The following is a 14,812-nucleotide window of genomic DNA, read 5'->3' as shown; positions in this document are numbered from 1 at the left end:
CTTCGCTAAAGCTAGCTCGATTTTTGTTTGCCTCTGTGGCAAAGTGCCTTCACAATTTTGGATGTCTAACCAAATCACACACGGAGGTTTTCAGTGAAATTGGTAAATGTAGTTCTAGTAGCAATGTTGGTAGCTGGTGTCGCTCATGCGCAAAAGAAGAGCGGTCTTTTATCACAAGTTTCTGGCCAAGGTTATGGCTCAGCGGGTTGTGGTTTCGGTTCAATCGTTATGGGTTCTGATGGCAACCAAGTTCTTGCTGCAACTACAAACGGTACTTCTGGTTCGCAAACATTCGGTATCTCTACTGGGACATTGAATTGCCAACAAGACGGTATCTTCAAATCAGGCCGTGAAGTTCCTGCTTTCATCGAAGTGAACAAGTTGGCTTTGGCTAACGATGCAGCTCGTGGACAAGGTGAAACTTTGGCGGGTCTTGCGAACTTGATGGGTTGCAAATCTTCTGCATTGGCTCCTGCGATGAAAAAGAATTACAACAAAATCTTTGTTGAAACAAACATGCAACCTGCAGCTATCGAAGCTAACATCAACGCAGTTGTTCTTCAAAACAACGTTTGTGGTGCTTAATCGTTAGATTTTCTTTTAAAAAGAAATCTTAAAACGCAGTGGCTTCGGCCCCTGCGTTTTTTATTTTTAAAACGAATCTCGCAAAGGGATAGTTCTTGTCAAAAGTCCAGAGAGCCAGAAAGATGGTTCTATGCGTTTTTCAGTCCTTACTTTTCTTTTTTTAATCCCCGGTGTTTCCCTCGCGACAGAAGCGTCTGCGCAAGATCGTGTTTTGCAAATTTCACGCTCACAAAAGCTTTCTGAAGATCGTCAATGGCGCAAACTTTTGCATTTTGAGCGTGACACTTTTTTTGTGCAGGAAAGTCAGATCGACAGCCCCGGCTTCTTTTTTTCGAAGGGCGGAAAAAAAGACCCTGCTGCCGAACTAGAGGCGACAATCGTGGCTTTTTTTCAGGCGCCGCCAACAGATATCAACGAACACGCCCAATGTAAATTTCCCGCCCGCTATCGTTGGTTGAAGGAAAAACTAAAAAATCAAAATGTTCCCTGGAAAGATCTGGTCTGTGACCGCTATCTGGCTTTTGCCAAAGGTCTGCAAGGCGAGTCTGTGTCTTTGGTTTTCTCCAGTTACTATCTGAATAATCCGTCTTCTGCGTTTGGCCACACCTTCTTGCGCGTGAATAAGTCGGCGGGAGCAGACGGTCAACGTCATGAATTGTTGGACTATGGTTTGAACTACGCGGCCGAGTCCGACACCAACAATGCTTTCTTGTATGGATTCAAGGGGCTTTTCGGTTTGTTTCCAGGTCAGTTCCGCTCGATCCCTTATTACTACAAGGTGCGTGAATACAACAACGCCGAATCACGCGATCTGTGGGAGTACGAACTGGATATCAAACCTGCGGCTGTTGAAATGTTGATTGCCCATGTCTGGGAACTTGGACCTGCGCAAATTGACTACTGGTATCTTACGGAAAATTGCTCTTATCACATGCTTTCGATTCTTGAAGCCGCCGACCCCCAAGTGGATGTGCTGGCGCACTTGGATCACTATGTGATACCCGCGGATACGATTCGCGTTCTATGGACTAAGACATCTTTGGTGAAGAGATATAAATATCGACCTTCGATTCGTCAGGTTTATTTTGAACGCGGCAAACTTTTGAATGAAGAGGAAAAAAACGAGTTTGCCGAGCTGGTTCACCAGATTCGCACTCAGGATGAAATTTATTATGGTCCCTCTTTTCAGAAAAGATCTTCAGAATCTCAGGCTCGTATCTTAGATGCTTTTATCGACTTTATTGACTTTCAATACTCTAAAGAAGTGCAGGAGGCGGGCCGCGAAGCTCAGCTCAAAATGCGTGTTCTGGGTAAGCGCAGTGAAATTTCTGTGCAGCCTCAAGACATTCGCATTGATCCGGTTCCGGAAGAACGGCCGCATCTGGCGCATTCCTCAGGACGCTGGGGGATGGGCTATTCACAGGATACTGCGGATAGAAGTTGGACGTTGCTAACGCATCGATTTGCCTTGCATGATCGTTTGGACCCTGCCTGGGGTTATCCCACTTATTCACAAATCACTTTTTTTGATTTGGGTTTTTCTTACGGTGATTCATTCGGTGACCCCGGTGAAAAAAAATTTGAGTTGGAAAACTTTGCGGCCTTTGAACTTGTCTCTGCGAGTCCCTGGTCCACTTTGATTCCCGATCATTCCTGGAGGTTCAAACTGGGCGTGGAAAGAACTCGCAATGAAAACTTTCTTCCAACCCACGAAGGAATTTTACGACTGGGTGGTGGATGGACTTTCGACTACGGGTCTTTTGACATTTCCGCGCAGGTCCAAGGCGAAGTGCATTACGGTCCCACTTTGTCAGACAACAAACTTTGGGGTGGTGCTGGGCCTTTGGTGGAATTGCACTATCGCTGGAATTCTTGGTGGTTATGGCAAGCGGGACTTTTCTATCGTCGTGACTCGGCGTGGGATCGGCAGGACTATTTTAGAACCCAAATCGAAACGCAATACAGCTTTTCCAAGACGTGGGGAGTTAGAGCCAGCTATCGGAACGAGAGATTTCTTGAGGAAACAAGTTTGCAGCTGTTTAATTATTACTGACGATTTCAATGTTCACGATCCAGGGAGCTTGGTATGTCGCAGTCATCCGCCTTTCCTTACCTGCATGGTTTTTCAAAAGATGAACAAGAGCGCTTGCGTAAGCAGGCGCGGTTCGGGGAATTCACCGTTTATCAGAATATAAATTTGTCTGCTGTCCAAAATCTTTTAGAAGTCGGCTGTGGGGTGGGAGCGCAAAGCGAGATCATCTTACGCCGCTTTCCCGATTTGCAGTTGACGGGAATCGATCGCAGTACGAAGCAGCTAGAATCGGCTCGCCACCATCTCTCGCAATTGCCCTTTGCCCGCGAGCGATTTCAGTTGCAAGAGATGGATGCGACTGCGATGAAGTTTTCGGCAAACTCGTTTGACGGGGCCTTTTTATGCTGGATCTTGGAACATGTGCCCGATCCCATTCGGGTGCTGTCAGAGGTCCGACGGGTCTTGCGCCCGGGATCAGTGATCTACATTACAGAAGTGATGAACGCCTCGTTCTTTTTGGACCCGTATTCTCCGAATGTCTCCAAATATTGGATGGCCTTTAACGAATATCAGTTGACGCAAAAAGGAGACCCTTTCGTTGGTGCCAAGCTGGGAAATTTTCTTATGCAATTGGGTTACAAAGATATTCAAACCGAAGTAAAAACCTGGTTCTTGGACAACCGCTTGCCGCAGGCTCGCAAAGATTGCATCGAATATTGGACGGAGCTTTTATTGAGCGCCAGTGAGCAGTTGGTGCAAGCTCAATATGTGTCGGAAGAGGTGGTGCAGGGAATGAAGGATGAAATGGCAAAAGTCGCTGGTGATCCCAATGCCGTTTTCTATTATTCCTTTGTGCAAGCCAAAGCCTACACCTAAAGGTTGTCTTTTTTAAGCCAACCTTTTTTGAAGATCCAGTAGGTGATCGTCAGAACCACAACCAACATCACTCCCAGAATGATATAGTAGCCATTCTGAGTGTGCAGCTCGGGCATATTTTCGAAATTCATCCCATAAATTCCGGCGATAAAATTCAAAGGCAAAAAGAAGATCGAAAAAACAGTCAGAACGCGCATCACTTCGTTGGTGCGATAGGAGGCTTCGTTGGTCTTTTGTGACATCAGGGATAAATGCAGATTTAATAACCCTGTGATTTCTTCATGGATTCCGTCAGCGTAAAAAATCAGTTTATCCAAAGGCTCGCGGACATGGGTCAGATCGCGCAAAGGAATAGTCACTTCGCGACTGACCTTATTCAGGATATCGGCGGTGAATTTAAAAACTTTGCGATAAGACGAGATTTTGCGTTTTATGGTGTAACCTTCACGCAGAATGTTTCGTCTTTTTAAGGCAAAAACCCGCTCTTCGATGACATCCGTCTTGGAATCCAGTTGATCCAAAGGGGCGTCGAAACTTTTGATGGTTTGCAAGACAAGCGCTTTTACCAACGAATTCAAAGTGTGTTGTTCAAAAGCCGCCTTTTCGATTTTTTCCGAAGTGCAAGGCAGGGCGGCACGGTGAATGGTCAGCACAAAATCTTTGCCGATAAAAACCACCAGTTTTGTCGTCAGTTCCTGCATCGTCGCTGCTTTGGCTTTGGCATGAAGATCCTGATGTCGCAAAATCAACATCAGACATCTTTCGAAGAACTCGGCCGTCGGTAAGTGCTCAGGATCTAATGAGCTGGATAACACCTGTAAAGGTATGGAAAACTCTTCCGCCAGTTGCACGAAATTTTCTTGTGAAGGTGCTTCACAGTCGACCCACTTAAAGTCTTGCCATTGATGCTCAAACCGTTTCATGATCCCAGTATGACAAAGTTTTTTGGGCTTCGCCGTACCTTTTTCAAATGCATTGCGTTGCTATTTTTAACGGGCTGCCAGTCTTATTTCTATTTTCCAATGAAGGAAAAGCTTTTTGATCCGGCGAAGATAAAAATGCAGCCTGAAGATGTTTTTTTGAAAACTCAAAGTGGGAATACGATTCATGGCTGGTATTTTCCGGCGACGACTTTGGCGGAAAGCAAAGGCACGTTGCTTTTCTTTCACGGTAATGCCGAAAACCTGACGTCCCATTTTTTAATGTTCCATTGGCTTCCCGCCAAGGGATACAACTATTTCATTTTTGATTACCCCGGTTATGGCTTGTCTACGGGGGCGCCAACTCCAGAAAGTACGGTGGAAGCCGGTATGGCCGCAGCCGAATGGTTGTATTTAAAAAAGGACTCGCGCCCGTTGATCATTTATGGTCACAGCCTTGGCGGGATTGTCGCGCTGAAAACTGTCGAGGAAATAAAAAATCAAGTTCCGATTCGGAATGTGATTGTTGAAGCCAGCTTTTCTTCTTATCAGCAAATGGCCCGCAACGTCTTAAGTCGTCGTTGGTGGACGTGGCCCTTGCAACCCATCAGTTACCTGGTTATCAGCGATAGTTACGCACCAAAATCCTTGAGTGAGATTTCGCCCGTTCCGTTATTGTTCATTCATGGCAGTGATGATCAAGCGGTTGAGCTTAAAAATTCAGAAAAGATGTTTGCAGCGGCCCGCAGTCCGAAAGAATTTTGGGTGGTTCCCGGAGGCCATCATGGGGATCTTTATGAACTTCGTAACGGCGAGCTTCGCGACCAATTATTGGCCTATCTATCTAAAACTTTGACAGTCACAAAGTAATAAAAGCGCCTTTATTGCATTTCAGAAAGCATGTTTCCTGCAAGAGGAGCCTGCAGGATGAAGAACCGCTTTCTAACTCTTATTTTTTCGTTCCCCTTAGTACTGAGTGCTTGTGCTCCGGATCAGCGTGATCAAGGTTCTACACCGGTTACAACTTACGAGCCACCTCGGCCCACCGTCACAGAACAAGATGGTTATAGGATCGCACGCGGGGCCACTCGTCTTATCGACATGAAGGTGGTTTTCGATGCAACGACTAAGGCCATGGCCCTTAAAGGTAAAATCGAATATCTGCCCATGCGTGCAACGTCCTTACAAACCATTGAAGTGGATCTGTCGGGTATATTGGATTCGGATGGATTTATTCAACTAAGAAATCATCGCAAAGATTTAAGTCTGCCCCAGGGGCTTCAGTTGGCAGCCAAAGCCACGTGTCTCAGTGAAGAAGGAAGTTGCCAATCTTCCTTTATCGACGTTTATCTTTATGCTGACGGCGTGGTATACCACCATCAGATCGAATCTCAACAAGAACAACCACCACAAACCGGTCCGGAAGTAACTCCCGAAGAGGAATTGGAATCTGAAGGTGGCGCCGATGACGTCGAAGGCGATCCTGGACAATACGTGGGAAGTATTAAGGAAGATATTGAGACTCTTCTCGAAGTAAAGCCCGAGCCAAAAAAAGAAGAACCTAAAGCTCCAGCCCAGAGCTCGGAAACGCCCAAAAAAGAGGACCCCAAGAAAGAAGAACCGAAGAAAGAAGAGCCGAAGAAGGAAGAACCCAAAAAAGACGATCCGAAAAAAGACGATGGCAAAATGGAAGATTCCAAAGTTCCTATTCCTACGCCTCGCCCTAAGGATGAGCCCAAAAAAGAGGACCCTAAGAAGGATGAGCCTCAGCGGCAGGAGCCTAAGGCGGACTCTCGACCTGAAATAAAGAAAGCCAGTCAGGCCATCGGACCGGTGAATCAAGGCCGTCTGGAAAATGCGATGAACATGCTGCGCTTTCAGGAAAATCATTCTCCGGCGGGATTCAGTATCATGCGTCCGGCAAGGCTCACTCATTTTGCAACGAACGAATTGGGGTACATCATCGCCCAAATGGGCCTTTTCACGAAACAGGAAATGCCCGGTTATGTTTTATCCGTTGGCGATTTGTCGCGTGAAAAAGGCGGGAAGTTGGGATCACACAAATCGCATCAGAATGGTTTAGATGCGGATGTAGCCCTTTTCTTTAATAACAAATCTTTCCAGGGCTTTTTTGCTTCGGCCGTGACCGTGGATAAACCCCACGCCAACTGGATGGCGGAAGAGCAGTGGAAGCTTTTTAAACACGTGGTAAAGACGCAACTGATTGATCGAATTTTTATTCACAAGGTTTTAAAAAAATCACTTTGTAATATTGCGATCAAGAATGGGGAGCTGCAAAAAGGTAAAAATGAAGGATTGGCGTACGAGACACTGCGCCGTCTGGTCGCCGATACTGATCACCACAACCATTTCCATTTGCGGGTGAAATGCTCAAGTGCTCAGGTGCGTTGCCGCCAAATGGCAGAGCCTGCCTCGGGGTCGGGTTGTTTTTGACGAATCCTCGGAAGACTGTCACACTTTAAAGCATGGCTGATTGGCGTGATCGAAGTGAAATGAATGGCGACGTGGTGTTTTTCCGCTATGTTTCGGAAGGAATGGAAAAAAGCCACGAAGAAGTTTTTATCTGGGATTTGGATAAGACTTATTTGGACACCACCATCGATTCTCTTTCCGGCTTGATGACCACCATTCTTGAACGAGCATTGAATAAAAAAAACATTCCGGGCACCAATGTTCTGATGCAGTCCTTGTCGGAATATCGCAAGCAGCAAAAAGGCTACATGTATTTTCCGATTTACTTCATCACGGCTTCGCCGCCGCAGATGGAAGAACGTATCTCTGAAAAATTCGCTTTGGATAATATCCGCCCTTTTGGCTGCTTCTATAAGGACAATCTTGCCAATCTTCGTCCAGGGCGCTTTTGGCGGCTGACTAAGCAGGTGGGTTATAAACTTCAGGCCCTGATGCAATTAAGAACTCGTCTTTCTGAAAACGTCCGCCAAATCTGTTGGGGCGATGATAGCGAGACTGACGCCATCATTTACAATTTATATTCAGACATTTGTTCCCGTCGCATGGGAGCTCACGACATTCGTACAACATTGGAAGGTCTGAATGTCACAGGTGAGCAGGTGAATACGATTTTGGATTTACAAGCTGATATTCCTGAACAAGATCCGGTTGAAAAGATCTATATCAATCTAGCGACCGACACCGATCCTGATTACTACTTAAAGTTCGGTCGTCGCACTCTTGCAACCTACAACACGTTCCAAGTCGCTTTGGACCTGTATCAAGATCACCGCCTAGGACTTGAGGGTATCTATTCCGTTATTCAGGACATGATTTACAACTACGGCTATACGCCCGAAGAACTGATGAAAAGTTTTGATGAATTCATCCGGCGTGGTGTCTTAGGTGAACGAGCTTTTCAGGAAGTAAAACCATTCTTCAACGAAAAAGGTTTATTGCACATCTCTTACGAACCCTCGGTCAGTCCTCTTAAGGAAAAAACTGTGCAAGAGGGGCGCGTCTATGAAATGGAAGGCGTGCATGAGCCCTGGATTCCTGATCGTATCGACTATCTTCACGACTACCGCTAGCGGACCCGTGCGGCTTGCGCTATTCGAAGCGCAAAGGGAAGACGGTTGAAATGGGATCGCCATTGAACGATTTGAATTCGACCCGACGGGTGGCCTCCAACAAACATTTTTTGAAACCGGCGTCGTTGATGCTTGAAGAAGCGATTTCCGCCTGATTCACTTTTCCGGTGCGTTCGATGGTGAAAGTGATCGAGGCTTGGCCTGTCACGCCCGGCGTTTTCTGAAGAAGTTGAGTGTAGCATTTAAAGAACGAGCCACGATGAGTTTTTAAAGTGTCCTGAATAAATTCGGACGTCAGGCCTTCCTGAATATTCGGTGTTGGCTGAGTCGTGGGGGGCTCTGCAGGGGCCAGATCAGGCAAGGTTTCTGCCGGCGTCTGCTTTTTGTAGTTCATTTCATAGTCGGTGGCATTCCAGCGCACACCGTCTCGGGAAATGTAGACACTGCCTTCGCGACCGAAGTTTTCAACTTGAAGATCCCCGCGCTTAATAATCAGGACGATCCGATCGCTTTCTTCGTCGATTGTGATCAAAGAGTTTTCAGGAATACGGATTCGATAGGCCGAATCGAACTCCATGGTCGCATCGCCGTCGACTCCGGTCTCGACAGAGTCCAGTGCAAAAAGAGTGGATTTGCGGGTCAGAGTTTCTTTTTGTGTCAGATTTTTGCGTAAGACAAAGACCTTACCCAGATTCAGTTCAATACGGGCTAAAGGACGGGCGCCTGGTTTTTGCTTTTCAGTTTGTGTTGCTACGAAAAGAGAAAGGCCTACGCTTACAAGACCTAAAATAATCAGAGTGGAAATCAACCAGTTGTTCTTCGCCATAGAGAAACTATAGCGAAGAACTTTTTGAAGATGTACTAAAATTACTTAGCAGGAGTTGCAGTCGCTGCAGGAGACGCCGCAGGTGTTGCAGTTGCAGCTGGAGTTTCCGCAGGAATAGCGGCAGCACCGTTGGCTTCTGTTGCTGCGGGCGCAGTTGCCGGAGCTGAAGGCAATGGCAAAGAATCAACAACGGATTTTGTTTTAGAAGAAGTCAAAATAGACAATGTCAAACAGCTCACCGCAAAAAGGATCGCCGCCCACACTGTCATTTTACCAGCCAAAGATTGAGCGCCAGTTGCACCCAACAATGAGTTCGAACCGCTTGCGCCACCCATGCCAAGAGCGCCATCACTTTTAGAATCTTGAATCAAAACAAGAACGATCAAGACCAAAGCTACGATGATATGAAGGATTCCAATGAAAGTAGTCATTTTCTAGTATCTCCCAAAGATCCCTGAATATAGGGACAAACAGGGGTCTTCGTCCACCCCAAAGTGCCCTAAATACAAGACATTGATGCCTCATGTCAACGACTGGCCTTTTCAAATGAATGGTCCTCGTTAAACTAAGAATTATGAAAAAACATCTGGTATTCCTAGCTCTTTTTAGTTCCTTGCTTGTCGGGGGCTGCACTTCTGATGAAAAAGTGCTTAAAAATAAAGCATTGGCATTGGCTGAAAAAAAGTTCACCGAGCAGATCAAGCAAGAGGCCGACGACAGTTTGGGGCAATCGCCTTGGTTGCATCAGGCCTATACCGAGTTTATTCACAATAATTCGGAAGTCTCGGTGGAAGAGGTCAAGATGCAAAGTGATACTTTGGCCACTGTCGCGGTGGTGGTTGAAACCTATCCGACAAGATTTCGTCGGACGATTCTGGGGATTGCTGCACGGGTTGATGCCAGCAAAAGCCGTCGCTTTAATTTCAGCGAGGCGCGAGGACTCATCATTCAGCAAGGCATGGAAAAGGGCGAAGTTGAAACCCAGCCTCTGGGTATTTTCAAGTTTCACAAGTCAGATAAGAACTGGATTTTAGATTAAAACATCCATCCCAATTGCACTTTGCACACGGTGAAGCGTGGAAAGTACGAGGCGATATTCAAAGTCGTATCGACTTCGTCTTTATATTTGTTATTCGTCGCATAGTTCAGGTAGTCGTCATCGCGTTTGGACACGTGCACTGGCTGTGCCCAGGAAAACCACTCAACACCGATTGTGAAATTCTTACGAATCGTCCAGCGGTTGCCCAATCCCAAATTAAATCCCCAAGCTTCCAGGCCGACGACTTCCGCATCGGGATAGGAGCCGCTGATCGCGTTCACGAATTCGTTCCCTAATTGCGCGTTGAAGGAAAAGTAAGTAAGGCCATAGCTCCAGTAAAAACTATTGCGACTTCCATAGCTGCGACGAACAAGGGAGATGCGTCGCTCCGTCATTTTTCCTAGGTCATCGACGTAAAAAGGTAAAGCCAAAGAGCCTTGTAGGAATTCCAGTTCCCAGGATGTGTCAGGACCCTGGTTGATTCCCGCCGTGAGTCCCCATTTGCTGGGAATTAACAGATCAAAGGGGGCATAGGTGCCAAGGACAAAATAGTCACTGTTCTGCCGGTGCAGAGGTGATTCATCCAAAAAACCTAAACGGGGTGCCGATTCTGTCTGGACATCGAGCTCTGCTCCCGTGGTCGTGGGTTGCGCCAAAACGCCAACTGGAAACAGCAATATAAAGAGTAAAATACGCATACGATTTTTTATGTCTTGGCCACGGCGATGGCAAATAAAAAGCAGCGAAGCTGTTTTCTTTAGTGAGAGAAGTTGTCCTTTTCCTCGTTCGTCAAATTCTCTCCCGGCAAGGCCGATGAAGACTTGCTTTCTTCCGGAGTTGGCACTTTGCCTTTGCCCTCGTATTCGTTAATGAACTCTTCGGCGGGCCCTTCCATCGTGTGCAATTGTTTGGGTCTGTCGATCGGCTTTTGCGGTGTGGTGAAGACAGGTTGAATATTGTTAATGTATTTGTCAGCCATAAGACCTCCCGCTGATGAATCTCTTTCATTTTAACAGAGGGGCGTGACGGGGAATCGTTAGGGTCCTGATTATTGTAAAGTTGAAATTCAAAACCAGGAACTAGGTACGGATGTGCCCAGGACGGGATGTCTGTCGAAGGCTTTGACATGAGCTTTTGCGTCCATTCAAGGACTTAGTAAATAAAAAGGGTCGGTCTTGGCTTTGCATCCTAGGCCGATCAGTATGAAAACACAATGGCGCTTCTTAATGGTGGCTTTGCTCTTCCTTTTGCCTTCAGTCGACTTATGGGCTGAAGAATCGTCTCGTATTGAGACAGAGGTGGAGGAAAAAGTCTTAGATAAGGCGCAGATAGTGCAGCAAGAGCGCACGCTTATCAAAGTCGCTGATGATAAAATCTTTGAATTCGAACGCTATCCCGATCGTGAAGAAATGAAAGCGGCTTTGGGGCTTAAACTTCCTGAAAAAGTAAAGCAGCAGATCTTGGCGCGTGGTGGTTCCGTTGAAGAAGCCGACCCCTTATTAGGCTATGAAAGTCTGCCCGAGGAAAGAAAGCAAAAATTCCATGAAGTTCGCATGATGTTCCTGGCCAATGCAGCTCGTATTCTGAATTCTAGCAAGTTTGTTTTCGGCGCGGGCAGCCTCGTGGGCGATGCGTTTAGTTTTGTGAAAATAAAAACGCAAAAAATCATTGGCAAAACAGTCGACGAGACTCCAACCGAGAAAAGAACTTTCTCAGTGCGCAGCCATCAGGCTGTGCAATCAATTCTGAAAGGCATTGACTACAAGTTGTGGTCACAGGCTCCTTTGGTGATTGATTCGAACGAATTTGGTCTGAGTATTTCTGTCGGTGCCTTGGCTGAAACCGGCGTCTTGCGCAAGGGCGGCGGGGGTGCTGAAGAAGTGGGTTTGAGTTTGGCCTACAATAAAAACCAACGCGCCTTCGTATTTGAAATTTTCCATAACTCTGAGAACTTTGATAACACGAAAGCCGCAATTTCCGTGTTAGGCCTCGTCGGCAAAGCCGGCATTACCTTGGGGCGTCGTTCAGGGGCGGATGTGCTAAAAGGAAACTCGTTTTATCCACCGGCTGTTCCCGGTTACAGTGCCTCCTCGTCCGAGTATTTTTCGGCGGGAATAAGCTCCAGTCTGGGGCTTCCGCCGCCGCCGTTGGCAGATCTTCTGACCTTCACCAATCGTTTTGAAAGGCACAGTCTTATTCGTGTCACGGTGTCCCCACTTGTTAAGGGCTATGTCAGACTCGAATTTGGCGATGTTCGTGGTTCAATGCGCCTTGTCGGAATGCGTTTTGTTGACGTCTATCGTGCTATATCTGACAAAGTTCTTTCGTACGGCCGTGGTCGTGGCTGCGGTTTAGTCTTTAATTAGAAGTTGGCCTTAATGAAATTTTTGGTTTTTGAAGGATTGGACGGCTCTGGAAAGAGTTCCTTGATGCGCTCTCTTGAAGCAGAGTTGGTGCGTCGGGGTATTGCTTTCTGTCGCACCCGTGAACCTGGAGGCACCCCTTTGGGGGATGAAATTCGCAATATGATTCTTCGTACCGAGGGGGCTTCACCGCTTCCCCGTACCGAACTTCTTTTATACGAAGCAAGTCGTGCTCAGCATGTCGAGCAAGTGATCCGTCCGGCCTTGGCGCAAGGAACCTGGGTTCTTTGTGATCGTTTCACGGCCAGCTCCGTCGCCTTTCAAGGCGGTGGTCGAGATATCTCTGAAAAAGATGTGATGGCTTTGAATGATTTCGCAACGGGCGGATTGAAGCCGCATCTGACGGTCCTTTTGGATTTGTCAGTTGAAGAGTCGCGGGCGCGAAGACAGGGGCGTGGTGCTGCCAATGGAGAAAGCGAAGATCGCATTGAATCCGAGGCGGACTCTTTCCACGAAAAGGTGCGACAATCCTTTTTAAAACAAGCTCGCGCCGAAGCCGACGCTTGGCTGGTTTTGAATGCGCAAGAAACTCCGGAAGTTCTTTTTCAACAACTTCTGAAGGCCTTGGCCGAAAAGAATATTTTGAAATAGGTTGATATGGCCCGATTGCTCGACTTCGTCTTAGGACATCAAGAGATTATCGCAAAGCTGGTGGCTTCCTTTGAACAGGGTAAGCCAGGGCAGACGTATCTCTTTGTGGGACCTGCGGGCATTGGCAAAAAACTGACGGCGCACGGCCTGGCGCAAGCTTTGGCCTGCCCCCAAAGTCCTCGTGGGTGTGGCAAATGCCCATCATGTTTTCGGATGGCGCAAGGAACTCATGAAGGTTTGAAAATAGTGGAGCCTGCCGGCGCGCAAATCAAGATGGAACAGGCGCGCGAGGTTATTGAATTCCTAAGCCTGAAGAGTCTTTCAGGAAATCGAATTATCATTATCGATCAGGCGCAGAATTTAAACCCACAGGCCGCGAACTCTCTTTTAAAAACTTTGGAAGAGCCGCCCGAGGGGACTTTCTTCTTTTTGATCGCGCCCAGTGTGGCGGGGTTGATGCAGACCATTCGTTCGCGTTCGCGCATTGTTCAGTTTAAACCGTTGACGGCCGAAGACTTGCAGAAAAAAGTGAAGGCTCCGGCCTGGGCGCTGCGAGCCGCGCGCGGAAGTTTTGAAAAGCTGGCGCAGTTGCAAGAAGGCCCTGAACTGGAGCTGCGCCAAAAATCTGTCGAAATGCTGAATCTTTTTTTGACGGACCCTGATTTTCTTTTGAATGAAACCTGGCGCACCGAATTTAAGGATCGGACGCAAGGACAGCGTTTAGTTTCTTACTGGGTCAGCCTCATGAAAGATGCTGTATATCTTCAAGAAGGTGCCAAGTCTCAAATCACCAATCTGGATCAGGCGCCGATTATTAAGACTTTGGCCGAATACAGCCGCGAGTTTCTTTTGGCTTTGATGCAAAAGTCTTTGCAGGTCGAGCAGGCCTTCGGCGCCAATCGCGATCCCCAACTGGTGATGGAAGAGTTCTTTATTACCCATCGTCCCTAGGGTATACTGACCCCATGGAATGGATCGATATTCACGCTCATTTAAATATGCTCGAAGAAGGCGTTGACGCCGCAATCGCTCACGCCAAAGCTGCGGGCGTGCGAAAAATTATTACTATTGGTACAGAGCCTGGCGACCATCCGATTGTTTTGGACATTGCCCGCAAATATTATCCCGATGTGTACTGCACCTTGGGTGTTCATCCCCATGACGGAAAAGCCTATAGCGAAGAGGCGGGACGTTTTATCGAGCAGCATTCCAGCGAGCCTTGTGTCGTTGCGATTGGCGAAATTGGTTTGGACTATTACTACGATCAATCTCCGCGAGAGCAACAGAAAGAGGCTTTTCGGGCGCAACTAGAAATCGCCAAACGCACCAAACTGCCCATTGAAATTCACACCCGGGATGCGGAAGAGGACACGATTGCCATTCTTAAAGAATTCCAGGGCGACGTGACCGGGGTTGTGCATTGTTTTACGGGAACCGAGTGGCTGGCGAAGCAAGCGTTGGATGTCGGTCTGAACATTTCGATCAGTGGTGTGGTGACCTTTAAAAATGCCGACAGTCTTCGTCAAACTGTGAAGATGCTGCCTTTGGATCGCATTCACGTTGAAACCGATGCTCCGTTTCTGGCGCCCATCCCTATGCGGGGCAAGAAAAACACCCCTGCCTATGTGGTTCATACGGCGAAGTTTGTGGCTGAATTAAAGGGTGTTTCTGAAGAGCAGCTTTGTGAGCAGACACGTCTTAATGCTTTAAAGATGTTCCCAAAAATTCAGTGGTAGTTGTGGAGAAAAGAACTTCTCTAAAAGAGGCCATTTCTACAAAATAAGGACTATAAAATCCTGGGCACCAAAGTAGGTCGTTCCTCGTAAATCATATGTGCGCCGTTCTTAGAGATCACATCAAAAGACTCACCAGAAAGAGCTGGTGCACCACCAAAATCAAAAAGCATCTCGAGCTGCATCTTTATCTCTACATTGCCAAAACGAATGAATACAGATTC

The 14,812-nt window shown here is 47.2% G+C and carries 16 protein-coding genes; 11 read left to right on the top strand and 5 right to left on the bottom strand.

Annotated elements, in window-relative coordinates; all coding sequences use genetic code 11:
* Nucleotides 1-93 precede the first annotated feature (93 nt).
* From OM95_RS14275 to OM95_RS14265, 3 genes are all read left to right on the top strand, one after another.
* Nucleotides 94-585: a DUF3015 family protein gene (locus OM95_RS14275; protein WP_291516498.1), complete on the top strand. Its 492-nt coding sequence runs from the start codon at nucleotides 94-96 to the stop codon at nucleotides 583-585.
* A gap of 130 nt (nucleotides 586-715) precedes the next feature.
* Complete coding sequence (locus OM95_RS14270) at nucleotides 716-2,638, top strand: DUF4105 domain-containing protein (protein WP_291516496.1); 1,923 nt, start codon at nucleotides 716-718, stop codon at nucleotides 2,636-2,638.
* A gap of 33 nt (nucleotides 2,639-2,671) precedes the next feature.
* Nucleotides 2,672-3,493 (top strand): class I SAM-dependent methyltransferase, encoded by an 822-nt coding sequence (locus tag OM95_RS14265; protein ID WP_041875183.1) that lies wholly within the window; start codon nucleotides 2,672-2,674, stop codon nucleotides 3,491-3,493.
* Here the strand turns inward: OM95_RS14265 and OM95_RS14260 are convergent.
* Entirely contained in the window at nucleotides 3,490-4,416 is a 927-nt protein-coding gene (locus tag OM95_RS14260; RefSeq protein WP_041875180.1) for a CorA family divalent cation transporter, read from the bottom strand. The two genes, OM95_RS14265 and OM95_RS14260, sit on opposite strands and share 4 nt — an antisense overlap.
* Nucleotides 4,417-4,425: 9 nt before the next feature.
* On the opposite strand from OM95_RS14260, the gene OM95_RS14255 reads away from it, so the two are divergent.
* The 3 genes from OM95_RS14255 to OM95_RS14245 are packed head-to-tail and all read left to right on the top strand — an operon-like array spanning nucleotide 4,426 to nucleotide 7,976.
* Nucleotides 4,426-5,283: an alpha/beta hydrolase gene (locus tag OM95_RS14255; protein WP_041875254.1), complete on the top strand. Its 858-nt coding sequence runs from the start codon at nucleotides 4,426-4,428 to the stop codon at nucleotides 5,281-5,283.
* 57 nt (nucleotides 5,284-5,340) lie between these two features.
* A complete protein-coding gene (locus OM95_RS14250) occupies nucleotides 5,341-6,867 on the top strand; it encodes a penicillin-insensitive murein endopeptidase (RefSeq protein ID WP_041875177.1) in 1,527 nt (508 codons plus the stop codon).
* A 32-nt stretch (nucleotides 6,868-6,899) separates the two neighbouring features.
* Nucleotides 6,900-7,976: a phosphatase domain-containing protein gene (locus tag OM95_RS14245; protein WP_041875175.1), complete on the top strand. Its 1,077-nt coding sequence runs from the start codon at nucleotides 6,900-6,902 to the stop codon at nucleotides 7,974-7,976.
* 19 nt (nucleotides 7,977-7,995) lie between these two features.
* Here OM95_RS14245 and OM95_RS14240 read toward each other — a convergent pair whose 3' ends face one another.
* Both OM95_RS14240 and secG read right to left on the bottom strand, forming a co-directional pair.
* Nucleotides 7,996-8,802 (bottom strand): TonB family protein, encoded by an 807-nt coding sequence (locus OM95_RS14240; protein WP_041875173.1) that lies wholly within the window; start codon nucleotides 8,800-8,802, stop codon nucleotides 7,996-7,998.
* A gap of 41 nt (nucleotides 8,803-8,843) precedes the next feature.
* Complete coding sequence (gene secG, locus OM95_RS14235; protein WP_041875171.1) at nucleotides 8,844-9,233, bottom strand: preprotein translocase subunit SecG; 390 nt, start codon at nucleotides 9,231-9,233, stop codon at nucleotides 8,844-8,846.
* Nucleotides 9,234-9,376: 143 nt separating this feature from the next.
* Here secG and OM95_RS14230 point away from each other — a divergent pair, with 143 nt between their 5' ends.
* Nucleotides 9,377-9,841, top strand: coding sequence for a hypothetical protein (locus OM95_RS14230; RefSeq protein WP_291516494.1), 465 nt, complete (start codon nucleotides 9,377-9,379; stop codon nucleotides 9,839-9,841).
* Here the strand turns inward: OM95_RS14230 and OM95_RS14225 are convergent.
* Nucleotides 9,838-10,539, bottom strand: a complete 702-nt coding sequence (locus OM95_RS14225) for a hypothetical protein (RefSeq protein WP_041875168.1) — start codon at nucleotides 10,537-10,539, stop codon at nucleotides 9,838-9,840. The genes OM95_RS14230 and OM95_RS14225 overlap by 4 nt on opposite strands.
* A gap of 59 nt (nucleotides 10,540-10,598) precedes the next feature.
* The gene (locus tag OM95_RS14220) at nucleotides 10,599-10,820 is read right to left on the bottom strand and encodes a hypothetical protein (RefSeq protein WP_041875165.1); all 222 of its coding nucleotides are present in this window, start codon (nucleotides 10,818-10,820) and stop codon (nucleotides 10,599-10,601) included.
* 223 nt (nucleotides 10,821-11,043) lie between these two features.
* Between OM95_RS14220 and OM95_RS14215 the strand changes: the two genes are divergently transcribed.
* Genes OM95_RS14215 through OM95_RS14200 form a run of 4 tightly spaced genes read left to right on the top strand, consistent with a single transcriptional unit; the run spans nucleotide 11,044 to nucleotide 14,591 of the window.
* Nucleotides 11,044-12,207 carry a hypothetical protein gene (locus OM95_RS14215; protein WP_041875163.1) on the top strand — a complete coding sequence of 388 codons (1,164 nt, stop codon included), beginning with the start codon at nucleotides 11,044-11,046 and terminating at the stop codon, nucleotides 12,205-12,207.
* Nucleotides 12,208-12,219: 12 nt separating this feature from the next.
* Nucleotides 12,220-12,855, top strand: coding sequence for a dTMP kinase (tmk, locus tag OM95_RS14210; RefSeq protein ID WP_041875161.1), 636 nt, complete (start codon nucleotides 12,220-12,222; stop codon nucleotides 12,853-12,855).
* A gap of 6 nt (nucleotides 12,856-12,861) precedes the next feature.
* Complete coding sequence (locus OM95_RS14205; protein WP_041875158.1) at nucleotides 12,862-13,806, top strand: DNA polymerase III subunit delta'; 945 nt, start codon at nucleotides 12,862-12,864, stop codon at nucleotides 13,804-13,806.
* Nucleotides 13,807-13,820: 14 nt separating this feature from the next.
* A complete protein-coding gene (locus tag OM95_RS14200; protein ID WP_041875156.1) occupies nucleotides 13,821-14,591 on the top strand; it encodes a TatD family hydrolase in 771 nt (256 codons plus the stop codon).
* The last annotated feature ends 221 nt before the right edge of the window (nucleotides 14,592-14,812 follow it).

Source organism: Bdellovibrio sp. ArHS (genome assembly GCF_000786105.1).
Classification (GTDB): domain Bacteria; phylum Bdellovibrionota; class Bdellovibrionia; order Bdellovibrionales; family Bdellovibrionaceae; genus Bdellovibrio.
This window is presented reverse-complemented; position numbering and strand designations above follow the sequence as displayed.

Bases quoted from the DNA above. Each gene is read 5' to 3' on its own strand.
- secG (WP_041875171.1), bottom strand. From the start codon at position 9,233: ATGACTACTTTCATTGGAATCCTTCATATCATCGTAGCTTTGGTCTTG.
- OM95_RS14250 (WP_041875177.1), top strand. From the start codon at position 5,341: ATGAAGAACCGCTTTCTAACTCTTATTTTTTCGTTCCCCTTAGTACTG.
- tmk (WP_041875161.1), top strand. From the start codon at position 12,220: ATGAAATTTTTGGTTTTTGAAGGATTGGACGGCTCTGGAAAGAGTTCC.
- OM95_RS14215 (WP_041875163.1), top strand. From the start codon at position 11,044: ATGAAAACACAATGGCGCTTCTTAATGGTGGCTTTGCTCTTCCTTTTG.
- OM95_RS14255 (WP_041875254.1), top strand. From the start codon at position 4,426: ATGACAAAGTTTTTTGGGCTTCGCCGTACCTTTTTCAAATGCATTGCG.
- OM95_RS14245 (WP_041875175.1), top strand. From the start codon at position 6,900: ATGGCTGATTGGCGTGATCGAAGTGAAATGAATGGCGACGTGGTGTTT.
- OM95_RS14225 (WP_041875168.1), bottom strand. From the start codon at position 10,539: ATGCGTATTTTACTCTTTATATTGCTGTTTCCAGTTGGCGTTTTGGCG.
- OM95_RS14240 (WP_041875173.1), bottom strand. From the start codon at position 8,802: ATGGCGAAGAACAACTGGTTGATTTCCACTCTGATTATTTTAGGTCTT.
- OM95_RS14230 (WP_291516494.1), top strand. From the start codon at position 9,377: ATGAAAAAACATCTGGTATTCCTAGCTCTTTTTAGTTCCTTGCTTGTC.
- OM95_RS14265 (WP_041875183.1), top strand. From the start codon at position 2,672: ATGTCGCAGTCATCCGCCTTTCCTTACCTGCATGGTTTTTCAAAAGAT.
- OM95_RS14220 (WP_041875165.1), bottom strand. From the start codon at position 10,820: ATGGCTGACAAATACATTAACAATATTCAACCTGTCTTCACCACACCG.
- OM95_RS14270 (WP_291516496.1), top strand. From the start codon at position 716: ATGCGTTTTTCAGTCCTTACTTTTCTTTTTTTAATCCCCGGTGTTTCC.
- OM95_RS14200 (WP_041875156.1), top strand. From the start codon at position 13,821: ATGGAATGGATCGATATTCACGCTCATTTAAATATGCTCGAAGAAGGC.
- OM95_RS14260 (WP_041875180.1), bottom strand. From the start codon at position 4,416: ATGAAACGGTTTGAGCATCAATGGCAAGACTTTAAGTGGGTCGACTGT.
- OM95_RS14205 (WP_041875158.1), top strand. From the start codon at position 12,862: ATGGCCCGATTGCTCGACTTCGTCTTAGGACATCAAGAGATTATCGCA.